Source organism: Brachybacterium horti (assembly GCF_054777615.1).
On the sequence record NZ_BAAHAM010000001.1, the window covers coordinates 49,499 to 64,708 of the forward strand.

12 protein-coding genes are annotated in these 15,210 nt (G+C 74.0%); 8 read left to right on the forward strand and 4 right to left on the reverse strand.

The genetic code is table 11. From position 1 onward, the window contains the following. Positions 1-66: 66 nt before the first annotated feature. Positions 67-2,544 (forward strand): phosphoketolase family protein, encoded by a 2,478-nt coding sequence (locus ACYVAP_RS00245; protein ID WP_498859059.1) that lies wholly within the window; start codon positions 67-69, stop codon positions 2,542-2,544. Next, positions 2,541-2,828, forward strand: coding sequence for an acylphosphatase (locus ACYVAP_RS00250; RefSeq protein WP_498859060.1), 288 nt, complete (start codon positions 2,541-2,543; stop codon positions 2,826-2,828). Before ACYVAP_RS00245 ends, ACYVAP_RS00250 begins: the two co-directional genes overlap by 4 nt. Here the strand turns inward: ACYVAP_RS00250 and ACYVAP_RS00255 are convergent. Beyond that, positions 2,825-3,979, reverse strand: coding sequence for an MFS transporter (locus tag ACYVAP_RS00255; RefSeq protein ID WP_498859061.1), 1,155 nt, complete (start codon positions 3,977-3,979; stop codon positions 2,825-2,827). The two genes, ACYVAP_RS00250 and ACYVAP_RS00255, sit on opposite strands and share 4 nt — an antisense overlap. Before the next feature lie 153 nt (positions 3,980-4,132). Between ACYVAP_RS00255 and ACYVAP_RS00260 the strand changes: the two genes are divergently transcribed. Next, entirely contained in the window at positions 4,133-5,134 is a 1,002-nt protein-coding gene (locus ACYVAP_RS00260; RefSeq protein ID WP_498859062.1) for a DUF808 domain-containing protein, read from the forward strand. 73 nt (positions 5,135-5,207) lie between these two features. Here ACYVAP_RS00260 and ACYVAP_RS00265 read toward each other — a convergent pair whose 3' ends face one another. Then, on the reverse strand, positions 5,208-5,852 hold the full coding sequence (locus ACYVAP_RS00265) for an SDR family oxidoreductase (protein WP_498859063.1): 645 nt from the start codon (positions 5,850-5,852) through the stop codon (positions 5,208-5,210). 191 nt (positions 5,853-6,043) lie between these two features. Here ACYVAP_RS00265 and ACYVAP_RS00270 point away from each other — a divergent pair, with 191 nt between their 5' ends. From ACYVAP_RS00270 to ACYVAP_RS00285, 4 genes are all read left to right on the forward strand, one after another. Next, positions 6,044-6,805 (forward strand): DeoR/GlpR family DNA-binding transcription regulator, encoded by a 762-nt coding sequence (locus ACYVAP_RS00270; protein ID WP_498859064.1) that lies wholly within the window; start codon positions 6,044-6,046, stop codon positions 6,803-6,805. Beyond that, entirely contained in the window at positions 6,802-7,767 is a 966-nt protein-coding gene (locus ACYVAP_RS00275) for a 1-phosphofructokinase family hexose kinase (protein WP_498859065.1), read from the forward strand. The genes ACYVAP_RS00270 and ACYVAP_RS00275 overlap by 4 nt, the downstream gene beginning before the upstream one ends. A 75-nt stretch (positions 7,768-7,842) precedes the next feature. Continuing rightward, positions 7,843-9,900 carry a PTS fructose transporter subunit IIABC gene (locus tag ACYVAP_RS00280; RefSeq protein ID WP_498859066.1) on the forward strand — a complete coding sequence of 686 codons (2,058 nt, stop codon included), beginning with the start codon at positions 7,843-7,845 and terminating at the stop codon, positions 9,898-9,900. 58 nt (positions 9,901-9,958) lie between these two features. Continuing rightward, on the forward strand, positions 9,959-10,651 hold the full coding sequence (locus ACYVAP_RS00285; RefSeq protein ID WP_498859067.1) for a YwaF family protein: 693 nt from the start codon (positions 9,959-9,961) through the stop codon (positions 10,649-10,651). Here the strand turns inward: ACYVAP_RS00285 and ACYVAP_RS00290 are convergent. Then, on the reverse strand, positions 10,635-11,144 hold the full coding sequence (locus ACYVAP_RS00290) for a phosphoribosyltransferase (RefSeq protein WP_498859068.1): 510 nt from the start codon (positions 11,142-11,144) through the stop codon (positions 10,635-10,637). The two genes, ACYVAP_RS00285 and ACYVAP_RS00290, sit on opposite strands and share 17 nt — an antisense overlap. Positions 11,145-11,199: 55 nt before the next feature. Continuing rightward, complete coding sequence (locus tag ACYVAP_RS00295; RefSeq protein ID WP_498859069.1) at positions 11,200-14,397, reverse strand: GH92 family glycosyl hydrolase; 3,198 nt, start codon at positions 14,395-14,397, stop codon at positions 11,200-11,202. Between the two features lie 95 nt (positions 14,398-14,492). Between ACYVAP_RS00295 and ACYVAP_RS00300 the strand changes: the two genes are divergently transcribed. Continuing rightward, complete coding sequence (locus tag ACYVAP_RS00300) at positions 14,493-15,140, forward strand: mismatch-specific DNA-glycosylase (RefSeq protein WP_498859070.1); 648 nt, start codon at positions 14,493-14,495, stop codon at positions 15,138-15,140. The last annotated feature ends 70 nt before the right edge of the window (positions 15,141-15,210 follow it).

The window sequence follows — 15,210 nt, forward strand, 5'->3', positions numbered from 1 at the left end:
GAGCCGTAGCGTTGGCGACGCGGGCGCTTCCCGCCCGCTTCCGGTCCCCGGCTCCAGGAAGGCACCATGAACACCGCTACCGTCTGGCCGAACTCTCCGTCCCACGCACCCTCGACGGAGGAGCTGACCGCTCTCCACGCCTGGTGGCGCGCCGCGAACTACCTCTCCGTGGGGCAGATCTACCTCATGGACAACCCGTTGCTGCGCACCCCCCTCACCCGGGACCACGTGAAGCCGCGCCTGCTGGGTCACTGGGGCACCACCCCGGGCCTGACCTTCCTCTACGCCCATGCGAACCGGGCGATCGCGCAGCGCGACCTCAACGCGATCTTCGTGACCGGCCCCGGTCACGGCGGCCCGGGGCTGGTGGCGGCGAGCTACCTCGAGGGCACCTACACGCAGACGTACCCGGCGATCACGCAGGACGAGGCCGGGCTCAAGCGCCTGTTCACGCAGTTCTCCTTCCCGGGCGGGATCCCCTCCCACGTGGCACCGGAGACGCCGGGCTCGATCCACGAGGGCGGCGAGCTGGGCTATGCCCTCTCGCACGCCTACGGCGCGATGTTCGACAACCCCGACCAGATCGCCTTCACCGTGGTGGGCGACGGCGAGGCGGAGACCGGTCCGATGGCCACCTCGTGGCACTCGAACAAGTTCGTCAACCCTCACTCCGACGGGGTCGTGCTGCCGATCCTGCACCTGAACGGCTACAAGATCGCCAACCCGACCGTGCTGGCTCGGATCGGGGACGCGGAGCTCGAGGCGCTCATGCGCGGCTACGGGCACGAGCCGTTCGTGTTCACCGGCGGGTTCGACGACGAGGACCCGCTCGAGACCCACGCCCGCTTCGCCGCCCTGCTGGACGAGGTGCTGGACCGGGTCGCCGCGATCAAGGCGGAGGCCGCCGCGGCGGCGGAGGCCGGGCGGGAGTACGAGCGCCCCGCGTGGCCGATGATCGTCTTCCGCACCCCCAAGGGCTGGACCGGCCCGAAGCAGATCGACGGGAAGAAGACCGAGGGGTCCTGGCGCTCGCACCAGGTGCCGCTCGCGAGCGCCCGCGACACCGACGAGCACCTCGCGGACCTCGACGCCTGGCTCCGCTCCTACCGGGCGGAGGAGCTGTTCGACGAGGACGGCGCCCTGCGACCGGAGATCGCCGCGGCGGCGCCGACGGGGACGCACCGGATGTCCGCCAACCCCATCACCAACGGCGGCGCGGTGCTGCGCGCCCTGCGTCTGCCGGCCTTCCAGGACTATGCGGTGGACGTCCCCCACCCGGGCGGCAGCATCTCCGAGCCCACCCGTGTGCTCGGCGACTGGCTGCGGGACGTGGTGGCGCAGAACCCGGACAACTTCCGGATCTTCGGTCCCGACGAGACCGCCTCGAACCGTCTGCAGGCCGTCTACGACGTGACGGACAAGCAGTGGAACGCGGACTTCGTGCCCGAGGACCTCGAGGAGCACCTGGCGCGCAGCGGCCGCGTGATGGAGATGCTCTCCGAGCACCAGTGCCAGGGATGGCTCGAGGGCTACCTGCTCACCGGGCGCCACGGCCTGTTCTCCTCCTACGAGGCGTTCATCCACATCGTCGACTCGATGGTGAACCAGCATGCGAAGTGGCTCAAGGTCACCAACGAGATCGAGTGGCGCCGGCCGCTGGCCTCGTTGAACTACCTGCTCAGCTCGCACGTGTGGCGGCAGGACCACAACGGCTTCAGCCACCAGGATCCCGGCTTCATCGACCACATGGTCAACAAGAAGGCGGAGATCGTGCGGGTGTACCTGCCGCCGGACGCCAACACGCTGCTGTCCACCTACGACCACTGCCTGCGCTCGCGTCAGTACGTGAACGTGGTGGTGGCCGGGAAGCAGCCGAACCCGAACTGGCTCACGATGGAGGAGGCCGTGCTGCACTGCACGCGCGGCCTGGGCATCTGGGACTGGGCGGGCACCGAGGTCGAGGGCGAGGAGCCGGACGTGGTGCTCGCGTGCGCCGGGGACATCCCCACCATCGAGGTGCTCGCGGCCGCGCGGATCCTGCGCGAGGAGATGCCCGAGCTGAAGGTGAGGGTGGTCAACGTCGTGGACCTCATGCGCCTGCAGGACGACTCCGAGCACCCGCACGGGCTCTCCGAGAAGGACTTCGACGGGATCTTCGGGCAGGACGTGCCCGTCGTGTTCGCCTACCACGGCTATCCCTGGCTCATCCACCGCCTCGCCTACCGCCACGACCGGAACGGCCGGATCCACGTGCGCGGCTACAAGGAGGAGGGCACCACCACCACGCCCTTCGACATGCTCATGCGCAACGACACCGACCGCTTCCACCTGGTGATGGACGTGATCGACCGCGTGGACGGCCTGGGCACCCGTTCCGCCGGGCTGCGCCAGCGGATGGCGGACGAGCGCATCCGCGCCCGGGCCCACGCCTACGCCCACGGGGAGGACCTCCCCGAGGTCGCCGGCTGGCAGTGGGACGACAACGCCGACGAGGCCGACGCCGGGAAGGGCACCATCGCGGACACCGGCGGCGACAACGAATGAGCGGTGACGACGCCCTGCGCCGGGTCGTGCGGGTGCACGGCCGGGTGCAGGGCGTCGGCTTCCGCTGGGCAACCGCGCAGGAGGCGGAGCGCCTCGGCGTCGCAGGGACGGTGCGGAACCTGCTCGACGGCACCGTCGAGGCCGACGTCGAGGGGCCGGCCGCCGAGGTCGCGTCGCTCGTGGACTGGCTCGGCCACGGGCCGTCGTCGGCGCGGGTCGAGCGCACCGAGGTGACGGAGCGGTCCCCGCACGCCGCTCCCCCGTCGGGATTCCGGGTGCTCTAGGCCGTGCGGGGTCCGGGCCGGGCCCGGTAGCGGGCCACGAGCGCGGTGCCCGCGGCGCCGAGGAGCACCGAGAGGGCGAGCATGCCGCCGCGGCCCGCGGTCTCCAGGAGGATCCCGCCGAGGGCCGCGCCGAGCGCGATCGAGACGTTGAAGGCGGCGCTGTTCAGCGCCGTGCCCTCCTCGACGTGCGCGCCGGCCTCGGAGTCCACGAAGGACTGGATGGTGACGGAGGCGGCGCCGGCGAAGAGCCCCCAGGCGGGCAGCAGGAGCGTGGCCGCGAGGGGGCTGCGCAGCAGCAGCGCGACCGCGAGCAGGGAGAGCGTGAGCCCTGCGGCGACGACGAGCACGGCCGTCGGGGCGCCGCGACGACGGATCACCGGGGCGATCGCGACGTTCCCGACCATCCCCGCGATCCCGAAGAGCAGCAGGAGCAGGCCCGTGCGCCCGAGCGGCACCCCCGCCTCCTGCAGCAGCGGGCTCACATAGCTGTAGGTGACGAACTGGGCGACGATCAGCAGGAGCGTGAGGCCGACGGCGTGGCGCACCCCGCGTCCCCGCGCGGCCTCGCACATCATCGCCGGGGTCACCGGGACGGCCGCCCGCACGGGCCGCACGAGCACCGCGACGAGCAGCGCCATCACGAGCGCCGCGGCGCCGACCACCGCGAAGGCCTCCCGCCAGCCCAGGTGCGTGCCGATCCAGGTGGCGAGCGGCACGCCGAGCACGAGCGCGCCGCCGGTGCCGCTGAAGGCGAGGGTGAGGGCGGTCGCGTGCCGGGAGGGGTCCACCTGGCCCACGGCGACGATCGGCAGCACCGCCCAGTACAGGCCGATCGACACCCCGGCGAGGACCCGCGCCGCGAGCACCACGGCGAAGCCCGGGGCGAGGACGGTCAGCAGCGAGGAGGCCGCGACGCAGAGCAGCGCGATGACGAGCACGAGCCGGCGGTCCAGGCCCCGCACGAGGACGGGGGTCGTCACGGAGGTCGCGGCCGCGACGAGGCCGGGCACGGTGACCGCGAGCCCGGCGACGCCCTCGGGGATCCCGAGCTCCGCGGACATCACGGAGAGCACGCCGATCGGCAGCTCCTCGATCGTGATGAGCACGAAGATCCCCACCGCGAGGGACACGACCCCGGACCATCTCCGCATCGGCTCCCGCTCCTCCTGCTCCTCGTCGCTCCTGCGTCGCCGGCGGCGCGCAGCGCGGACCAGCCTAGGGCCGGGCGACCGACTACGCTGTGGCCCTGAGCCGCCGCCGCGACCTGCAGGGCCGGCGCCCGACGACTCCTGAGGGGGACCCGCATGGCCGGAGGCCTGGCAGCACTGCTCGACGACGTGGCCGCGATCGCGAAGATGGCGGCCGCGAGCACCGACGACGTCGCCGCCGCGAGCGCGAAGGCGTCCGCGAAGGCGGCCGGCGTGGTGATCGACGACGCCGCCGTCACCCCGCAGTACGTGAAGGGGCTGAACCCCTCCCGCGAGCTGCCGATCATCTGGCGGATCGCCCGGGGCTCGTTCATCAACAAGCTCGTGATCATCCTGCCGATCGCGCTGCTGCTCTCGTGGCTCGCGCCGTGGGCGCTCACGCCGATCCTCATGATCGGCGGCACCTACCTGTGCTTCGAGGGCGCGGAGAAGGTCTGGGAGCTCGTCTCCGGGGCCGAGCACGAGGAGGAGCCCGCGGCGGCGAAGGGGGCGGACTCGGAGAAGGGGATCGTCTCCGGCGCCGTGCGCACGGACCTCATCCTCTCCGCGGAGATCATGGTCATCTCCATGAACTCGATCGACGCGGACTCGGTCTGGATGCGCGCGATCATCCTCGCGAGCGTCGGCATCCTCATGACGATCGCCGTCTACGGCGCGGTCGCGCTGCTCGTGAAGATGGACGACGTGGGCCTGGCCCTGTCCCGTCGCGAGCGGAAGGGCAGCCAGAAGCTGGGCCAGGCGCTCGTCACGGCGATGCCCGTGGTCATGACCGTCATCAGCTACGTCGGCATGGTCGCGATGCTGTGGGTGGGCGGCCACATCATCCTCGAGGGCCTGCACACCTTCGGCCTCGCCCAGCCCTACGGCCTGGTCCACCACCTCGAGGAGGCCGTCGCGGGCGTCCCGGGCGTGGGCGCGGCGCTCGCCTGGCTGGTCAACACGTTCTTCAGCTTCGTGCTGGGGCTCGTGTGGGGCGCGATCATCGTCGCGGTGCTGCACGTGCTGCCCTTCGGGAAGAAGGAGCACGGCGGATCGTCCGAGCACGGCGCGGCGGGCGCCGACGAGGCGGCGGGGGCCGCCCCGCGCACCGACCACTGAGCCCGGAGCCCTGAGCGCAGGGAGAGGGCCCCGCACCGTCCGGTGCGGGGCCCTCTCTCCTGTGCGGGTGGACTCAGGAGCGGCCGACGGCCTCCGCGATCGGCGTCTCGCCCGAGTTGAAGGCGATGAAGCGGCCGTGGGTGTCCTCGCGGTCCACGACCTCGGCGATGACGGCGGCGACGTCGGCGCGGCTCACGGTGTGACCCTCGGCGGCCTGCGTGTCGATGCGGCCGGTGGGCTCCTCGAGGGTGAGACCGCTGGGTCCGAGGATCGTCCAGTCGAGGTCGGTGCCCTGGAGGTGCTGATCCGCCGCGGCCTTGGACTCGGCGTAGGCGAAGAAGCCGTCCTCGGGGTCCACGCCGTGATCGGGGCCGGCCCCGAAGTAGCTGACCATGACGTAGCGGCGGGCGCCCTGGCGCCCCGCTGCCTCCATGGAGGCGATGGCCGCGTCGCGATCCACGCGGTACGTGCGCTCAGGGGCGCCGCCGCCGGCGCCCGCGGACCACACGACGGCGTCGCTGCCGGCGAGCAGCGCGTCCCAGCCGGCGTCGTCGAGCGTCTCGACGTCCGCGACGACGGGCGTCGCGCCCGCCTCCTCGATCTCGGCGCGATGCTCCGGGTTGCGGATCACCGCGCTCACCTCGTGGCCGGCCTTCGCGAGCAGCGGCTCCGCGAGCAGCGCGACCTTGCCATGTCCTCCGACGATCGTGATCTTCATGGGACCCACCCTGCCACCACGCGGCGCCGAACGGCAGGGGTTCGGCGGTCGGCGAACTCGTCGCACGCCCCGCCCTCCGCGCACTCCCCCATAAAACAACAGATCCACATGTTGCTTTGTGTGGCCTTCGGAGTTACGGTGGGCACACCCCGCAGCACCCTCTCCTCCGACGACGCAGGTGATCGATCCCCATGTACGCCCCCCAGCGCCACCGTGCGATCCTCGACGCCCTCGCGGCCGAGGGCCGGGTCGCCGTCTCGGATCTCGCCGAGAAGTTCGAGGTCACGACCGAGACCGTGCGCCGCGACCTCGACCAGCTGGACCGCCGCGGCGTCCTCGCCCGCGTCCACGGCGGCGCCATCCCCCGCGCCGCCGCCGTGCTCGAGCCGGACCTCGCCTCCCGCCGCGGCACCCGCACCGACCTCAAGGAGCGCATCGCCGCGGCCGCCGCGACGCTCCTGCCGCTGGACCCCGAGGCCGCCGTGCAGCTCGACGCGGGCACGAGCACCCTCGCCCTCGTCCCCCATCTCTCCGAGCGCACCGGCGCCGTCGTCACCCATGCGCTCGACGTCGCCCAGGCGCTGCTCGCCCTCGACGGCCCGCCCGTGCACCTCCTGCCCGGGCGGCTGCGCCCCGGGACCGGGGCCGCCGTCGGCGCCGCGACCGTCGACGCGATCCGTGCCCTGCGCCCCGAGGTCGCCTTCCTCGGCTGCAACGGCTTCGACGCCGAGGGCCTCTACACCCCGGACCCCTCCGAGGGCGCCGTGAAGACCGCGCTCCTGCAGCAGGCCGGGCGCCGGGTGGTCCTCGCGGACTCCTCGAAGGCCGGCGCCCGCCGCCTCGTCCGCATCGCCGACCTCGAGGAGATCGACGTGATCGTCACCGACGACGGCCTCGCCCCCGCCCTGCGCGGCGAGCTCGAGGCGACCGGGGTGGAGGTCGTGATCGCATGATCATCACCCTCACCGCGAACCCGTCCCTGGACCGCACCGTCACCCTCACCGCCCCGCTCGTCCCCGGCGGCGTGCACCGCATCGCCGAGGACGTCACCCAGGCGGGCGGCAAGGGCGTGAACGTCTCCCGCGCCCTCCACCAGGCCGGAGAGGGCACCCTCGCCGTGCTCCCCGCCCGCGCCGAGGACCCGCTCGTGGGCCTGCTCGAGGCCGGCGGCCTCCCCCACCTCACGGTCCCCGTCGCGGGCCCCGTGCGCACGAACCTCACCGTCGTCTCCCCGCCCGGGGTGACCACGAAGATCAACGAGCCCGGCCACGCGCTGACCCCGGCGGAGGCGGAGATGCTCGCCACCGCGCTCCACGGCGCCACCCGACCCGGCGACCTCGTCATGCTCTCCGGCTCCCTCGCCCCGGGCCTGCCCGCGGACTGGTACGCCCGCCGCATCCAGGAGCTGCACGAGGCCGCGGTCCCGGTGGGCGTGGACACCTCCGACGCCCCGCTCGCCGCCCTCGCCGCCGCCTGGCGGGCGGACCGCTGCGCCGCCCCGGACCTGCTGACCCCGAACGCCGAGGAGCTCGGCCAGCTCACCGGGGCCGACGGCGCCGCGATCGAGGCCGCCGCCGAGCAGGGCGAGCTCGCCCCCGTCGCCGAGGCCGCCCGCGCCCTGCACGCCCAGGGCGTCGGCGCCGTGCTCGTGACCCTCGGCGCCGCGGGCGCGGTGCTCGCCTCCGCGGAGGGGACCTGGCACTGCGCGGCCGTCCCCGGGGAGGTCCTCTCGACCGTCGGCGCCGGGGACTCCGCGGCCGCCGGATACCTCCTCGCGAGGGTCCGCGGCCGCGAGGAGCCCGAGCGGCTCGCCTGCGCCGTCGCCTACGGCACCGCCGCGGTGGCGCTGCCCGGCACCACGATCCCCCGACCCGATCAGGTCGTCGTCCGCGAGGACCTCGTCCGCGCCCTCTGAGCATCCCCGCCGTCGGCCTCCCGGCCGTCGGCCCCTCCCCGGGAAACCCCCGGGCCACCAGTGAAGGAGCTGGCAGTGTCCGCACTCATCACCGCCGACCTCGTCCGTCTGGACGTCGCACCGGCCGGCGACAAGCTCGCCGTCATCGGCCAGATGGCCGATCTCATCGCCTCCACCGGCCGCAGCGAGCGGGACGGTCTCGAGGCCGGTCTGCTCGCCCGCGAGGAGTCCTTCGCGACCGGCATGCCCGGCGGCTTCGCGATCCCCCACTGCCGCACCGAGGCGGTCCACGAGGCCGCCCTGGGCCTGATCCGCCTGAGCGAGCCGGTGGACTTCGGCGCCCAGGACGGCCCGGCCGACGTCATCATCGGCATCTCCGCCCCCGCCGGTACCGACGACCAGCACCTGCAGCTGCTCGCCCAGCTCTCCCGCGCGCTGATCCGGCCCGAGTTCCTCGCCTCGCTGCGCGCCGCCACGACCTCCCAGGAGGCGGCGGACCTCGTGCTCGACGTGCTCGAGCCCGCGCACCGCGGTGAGCAGCCCGCCGCACCGCAGGAGACCGGAGCACAGGACACGGCATCGCAGGACACGGCCGCACAGGGCACCGGGGAGGACCTCCCCGTCCTCCTCGCGATCACCTCGTGCCCCACCGGCATCGCCCACACCTACATGGCCGCCGAGTCGCTCGAGAACGCGGCGAAGGAGCGCGGCGTCGAGCTGCACGTCGAGACCCAGGGCTCGGGGGGCATCACCCCGTTCACGCCCGAGCAGATCGAGCGCGCCGGCGCGCTCATCATCGCGGCCGACGTCTCGATCTCGGGCCGTGACCGCTTCGCGGGCCTTCCCCTCGTGGAGCATCCCGTCAAGCGCGCGATCTCCCACGGCCCGCAGATGATCGACGAGGCGATCGACGCGGCCGGGGACCCCGCCGCGCGGCGCGTCCCGGCGACGACCGGCGCCGCCGCCGCGGCCTCGTCCTCCGGCGGCGAGCAGCAGCAGTCCTGGCCCAAGCGGATCCAGGCGGCCGTGATGACGGGCGTCTCCTACATGATCCCCTTCGTCGCCGCGGGCGGCCTGCTCATGGCGCTCGGCTTCCTGCTCGCCGGCTTCGACGTCGCCTTCGTGGCGAAGGGCGTCGCGACCGGCAGCAGCCTCACCGATCTCCCCGGCCACGTCACCTACGACGGCTCTGCGGGCGAGCTCCTCACGAAGCGCTCGGGCCTGCTGCTCTACCTCGGCTCGGTCGCCTTCCTGCTCGGGAACACCGGCATGGGCTTCCTCGTCGCCGCGCTCTCGGGCTACATCGCCTTCGGCCTCGCCGGGCGCCCCGGCATCGCCCCGGGCTTCCTCGGCGGCGCGATCTCCGTGCTCGTGGGCGCCGGCTTCCTCGGTGGCCTCGTCACGGGCCTGCTCGCCGGGATCATCGCGCTGTGGCTGACGACCTTCCGCCCGCCGCGCTGGCTCGCGGGGCTCATGCCCGTGGTGATCATCCCGCTCGTGACCTCCGCCGTGGTGGGCGGGGCGATGCTGCTCGTGATCGGCCGCCCGCTCGCCTGGGTGATGACGACCCTGCAGGACGCGCTCTCCGGCATGAGCGGCTCCTCCGCGATCCTGCTCGGCGCGGTCCTGGGCCTCATGATGTGCTTCGACCTGGGCGGCCCCGTCAACAAGGCGGCCTACCTCTTCGCGACGGCGGGCCTCTCGCAGGGCACCGAGGCGTCCTTCGAGATCATGGCGGCCGTCATGGCCGGCGGCATGGTCCCGCCGCTCGCCATGGCCCTGTCCACGACGGTCGCCCGCCGCCTCTACTCCCCCGTGGAGCGGGAGAACGGCACGACCGCGTGGCTGCTGGGCGCGGCCTTCATCTCCGAGGGCGCGATCCCCTTCGCCGCGGGCGACCCGCTGCGCGTCATCCCCTCGATGATGGCGGGCGGCGCCCTCACCGGCGCCCTCACGATGGCCTTCGGCGTCGGCTCGCAGGCCCCGCACGGCGGCATCTTCGTGTTCTTCGCGATCTCCCCCCTGTGGGGCTACGTGGTCGCGATCCTCGCAGGCACGCTGCTCTCCGCGGCGCTCGTGACGCTGCTGAAGGCGCGCCACGCCCGCACGTCCGGCGCCGCCGTCGCCGCCTGAGGCGCGCTGCCGCCACCGCATCCGGAGCGGGGGCCGCACGGGGAGCTAGCCTCCCGGTGTGGCCCCCGCTCCGTTCGCGCGCATGACCCCCTACGGCACCGAGCACCTCGTGGTGCTCGCCCTCACGGCCCTCGCGGCCGTGCTGGTCGTGCGCTGGGCGCGCCGCACCCCCGCCGAGCGCCGGGACCTGCTTCTGCGCCGCGCGGGAGGGGTGCTGCTCGTGAACAACCTGCTGTGGATCCTGTGGGGCTTCGCCCCGTGGTCCTGGAACATCGACGAGTCGCTGCCGCTGCACTTCTCCGACGCCCTGCGGGTGCTCACCCCGATCGCGCTGATCACCCGGGCCCGCTGGGCGGTGGCCGTGAGCTGGTACTGGGGGCTCACCCTGAACCTGCAGTCCGTGCTCACCCCGGACGTCAACTACTTCGTGTGGGCCCCGCTCGAGCTCGCCGAGTACTGGATCGGGCACAGCACGGCGCTGCTCGCGCCGATCGTGCTGTGCTGGGGCTGCGGCTTCCGGCCCACCTGGCGCTCCTACGGCCTCGCCTATGCGGCGACCGTCGGCTGGGCGGGGGTCGCCTTCGTCGGCAACCTGCTGAGCGGCGCGAACTACGCCTATCTGATGCACGCCCCGGCCGGGCCGAGCCTGCTCGACGTGCTCGGGCCGTGGCCGTGGTACCTGCTCGTGGAGGCCGTGGCCATCGCCGCCGTGTGGGCGGCGATGACCTGGCCGTTCACGCGCTCGGGGTGACCGGCGGCTCCGCGGACCACGGGAAGACGATCCAGCGGTCGGTGCGGCGCCACGCGAAGTCGGGGGCGATCACCGAGGCGGACTTCGCGTAGAGCACGGCGCTGCGGGCGTCCGCGCCGGTCTCCCGCAGCAGGTCGAGCACGAGCGCGAGGGTGCGCCCGGAGTCGGCGACGTCGTCGACGACGAGCAGCCGCTTCCCCGCGATCGACTCGGTGTCGAGCATCGGGGCGAGCAGCACCGGATCCGGCAGCGTCTCGTGGACGTCGGTGTAGAACTCGACGTTGATCGCGTCGGAGAGCTTCAGGCCCAGCGCGTAGGAGAGCGAGCCCGCGGGCAGCAGGCCGCCGCGCGCGATCGCGATGATGATCTCCGGCGCGAAGTCGGAGTCGGCGATCGTCTGTGCGAGCTCCCGGGAGGCGGTGCCGAACTGCTCCCAGGTCAGCACCTCCTTCTCCGCGAGATCGGAGGAATCGGCGTGGTAGGCCTGGGTCATCGTGGGGCTGCTCCTGGATCGGTGGGGCGCGAGGTCACCGATCGTACCGATGCCCTCAGGCGAGCAGCTCCACCTGGGCGAGCCGCACCGCCGTGCCTGTGCCGCGCAGCACGATCCGGTGGTGCACGACGGCCGCGTGCTCCGGCAGGGCGAAGGGCCGGGTCTGCCGCCGCCACGGGAAGGTCAGGTCCTCGCGGGCGTCGAGCAGCTCCCATGCGGCGCCGTCGGCGGAGGTCTCGAGCCGCCAGGCGATCGGGTCCGCGCCCTCCTCGGCACCGGAGGTGAGGGTGAGGAAGCGGGCCGCGGCCGGCTCCTCGAGCCGGGGCAGCACGATCGTGATCCCGTCGGCCCCGGCGTGCTCCTCCTCGGTCAGCTCGACCTCGGTGCGGGAGTCGTCGTCCAGGAGCGGATCCGCACCGTCGCGCGGCAGCAGGTCGAGCAGCGGGCGCGGGCTCCGGCCGGGCGCCGTGGGCGAGGGCGGCACCTCGCCCCAGCCGGCCGGCTCCGCGCCGAGCGCCATCGTGATCTCGCCGCGCAGGTCGCCGTGCTCGATCCAGGCCCGGGGATGGTCCTGCCCGCGCACGGTCATCGCGGTGACGTAGGGGTGGTCCGGGGCCTGCCCGGTCGCGGTCACCGTGAACGCCTCCCCGCCGAGCGGCCGCACGCGGGCCTGCACGAACAGGGGTGCGACGAGGTGGTAGCGGGGCGTGCCGAGCTGCAGCGGGTACAGGCCGAGCGCCGTGAGCAGCCACCAGGCGCTCATCTCGCCGTTGTCCTCGTCCCCGGGGTAGCCCTGGCCGATCTGCTCGCCGACGAAGAGCCGGCGCTGCACCTCCCGCACCACCTCCATCGCCCGCTCCGGCGCGCCCGCATGGTGGAAGAGGAAGGGGATGTGGTGGGAGGGCTGGTTGGACATGCCGAACTGGCCCATCCGCACGGCCCGCGCCTCGTCCATCTCGTGGATCGCGTGGCCGTAGGTGCCCTTGCGGTCCGCCCGCTCCGGGGTCGCGAAGAACTCCTCGAGCTTCGCGCGGAGCCCGTCGCGGCCGCCGTACAGGGAGGCGAGGCCCTCGCCGTCGTGCGGGACGTGGAAGGCGAAGTTCCAGCCGTCGGTCTCGGTGAAGTCGCCGCCCCAGGAGAGCGGGTCGAACTGCTCGGGCGTCTGGGCGACGGCGCCGTCCGCCCGGCGGCCCTGGAAGAAGCCCACGGCGGGGTCGAAGAGCAGCGGGTAGTTCGCGGAGCGGGCGCGCAGGTAGGCGGCCTCCTCGCGGATCTCCCGGCGGCGGGCCTCGGGCAGTGCGGGGCCGGCGGCGAGGAGCTCCGCCTGGGCGGCGAGGCCCGCGTCGTTGATGTGCGCCTCGAGCGCCCAGGAGACGGACTCCTCGGTGTCGGTGTCGACGTAGCCGGTGAACACGGAGCGCTCCCCGCCGCGGCGGCCCACCTCCCCCGCGCTCGGCGTCACGGTCGCGTTGCGCAGCCCGGCCTCGTAGGTCGCGAGCGGGTCCGGCAGCGGGACGCCCTTCACCTGGAGGTCCGCGAAGGAGATGTCGGAGCTCGTGCCCGTCATGCAGTCGGCGTAGCCCGGTGAGGACCAGCGGGCGATCCAGCCGCCCTCGCGGTGCTGCTGGACGAAGTCGTCGGCGAGCTGCGCGGCGAGCTCCGGGTAGAGCAGCGCGTAGGCGGGCCAGGCGGTGCGGTAGGTGTCCCAGAAGCCGTGGTTCACGGCCATGCGTCCCTCGACGATCTGCGCGTTCGTCGTGTCGTCGCTCGCCTCGCCGAGGACGGGCAGCACGGGGCTCGCGTGAACGGGGCGCGGCGCGCCCTCCTCCCCCGCGTCCTCCCAGTGGGAGTTGGGGTAGAGGTTCAGGCGGTAGAGGCTCCCGGCGAGGGTGCGGCGCTGCGGGGGCGTCGCCTCGGGCACCTCGATCACGGAGAGCCGCTCGGTCCAGGCGGCGTGGGCGGCCTCGCGCACCTGCTCGAGGGAGCGTCCCGCGAGCTCCCGTGCGAAGGTGCGCTCGGCCTGCTCCTGGCCCACGAAGCTCGTCACCCAGCGCACGGTCACCGCGGTGGTGCCCTCGGCGAAGCGCAGCACGGCCGCGCCGGGCGTCGCGCCCGGGGCCTCCTCGACGGAGACGGGGGCGGGGTCGAGCTCGGCGCGCACGAACATGCGGGTCGTGCCGTCGGCCCGGGCGAAGCCCTCCTCGATGCCGGAGTCCACCCAGGCGCGGACGAGGCCGCGGTCGACGGCGTCCTCGGTGAGCACCCGGGAGTGCTCGTCGACGCCCTCGAGCAGGAGGCGCGGCGCGGGACCGGCGGGGGCGCCGATCTCGATCACGGCGCCGTGGTCGGTGGGGGCGAGGCGCAGGGTGTGCGCGCCGTCGAGGGTCACGGCGTAGAGGTCGGGGCGGGCGACCTCGTCGGCGTGGGAGAAGCCGAGCGCACGGGCGGCCGGGGAGGCGTCCGCGGCGTCGGCGTCCAGCGGCATGAGCAGGAACTGGGCGCGGTCCCCCATCCAGGGGCTCGGCTGGTGGGAGATGCCGAGACCCTCGAGGCGGGGCCGGTTGTCGGCGCCGTTGCGGCGGTGGTACTCGTACACCCAGCGCCGTGTGCGGGCGTCGGTCATCGGGGTGAAGAAGGCGAAGCCGTTGGGCCACGCGGTGAGCGGGAGGTTGTTGCCGCGGGAGAAGTCGCCCGAGGCGTAGGTGCCGCGGCGGGTGTCCACCCAGGCGACCGGGTCGTCGAGGGGAGGATCCGCGGGGAGCGGGCCCAGGTACGGGCCGTCGATCCAGCCGCGCAGCTCGGGGTCGCCGCCCGCGGGGGCGTCCGCCGCGAGGAGCACCGCCGTGATCGTGCGGCCCGCGGCGGCGGCGAGATCCACCTGCACGTCGTTCCACTGGTCGGCGTAGAGGATCCGGCCCTCCCCGAGGCCGCTCGCGGTGGCGGGGGTGCCGTGCTGGTCGCGGGGGTCGAGAGCGGAGAGGCGGGTGCCGTCGTCGAGCTCGAGGTCGATCGCGACGTGGGTCGCGCCCCAGGTCTGGGCCTCGTCGAGGGCGGGGAACAGATAGGTGCGCAGCACGTCACCGGGGGCGATGCGGCGGCCGACGATGCTCTCGACCTCGTCCTGCGCGGGCAGCGGGGCCTCGGCCCTCTCCCCGGGGGCGAGGCGGTAGGCGAGGGCGGTGGGCGCGAGGAAACCCGCTCCGTCCCTGCTGGTGGGGGTCCCCTGGGGGCCGGCGTCGACGGTGACGATCATGAGGACGAGCCTAGTGGGGCCCCCTCCCCGGGCCGTCCGGGCGGTCCGCCCTCCGGACAGGCACCTCTCGGGGTGCGGGCTAGGGTGCCGGGGTGATGCCCCGACGCCCCTCCCCGCTCCGCGGCCGACGCCCCACGAAGGACGACCTCGCCGACGTCCCCACCACGGATCCGGACGTCATCGACGACCTGCTGCCGGACCCGTCGGCCGATCCGGCGCTGCGCCTGCTGATCGTGGGCATCAACCCGGGGCTGTGGACCGCCGCGGTGAATGCGCCCTTCGCCCGCCCCGGCAACCGCTTCTGGCCCTCGCTGCACGCCGCGGGGCTCACGGCGCGGCCCGTGGACGCCTCCCGCGGCCTCGAGGACGAGGACGCCGCGGATCTCCTGGGCCGCGGGGTGGGCGTCACGAACCTCGTGGGCCGGGCGACCGCCCGCGCCGACCAGCTGCGCCGCGAGGAGCTGCGCGAGGGCGGCGCCGAGCTCCTCTCCCGCCTGCCCGCTCTCGCGCCGCGGGTCGTCGCGATCGCGGGCATCACCGCGTACCGCCAGGCCTTCGACCTGCCGAAGGCGCGCCTGGGCCGCCAGGAGGAGGCGCTGCCGGACGGCTGGCCCGAGGGGCCGACGCTCTGGGTGGTGCCCCAGCCGAGCGGTCTGAACGCCCACGCCACGATCGCCTCCCTCGCCGCGACCTGGCGGGAGGTCGCCGCGGAGGCCGCCGTGCCGCTCGCCGAGCACGCCTGATCCCTCGACAGCCCGGCGGCGACGGCGCAGGATCGAGGCACGGGGCGTCCTGTCCCCGCCCGCCGACGGA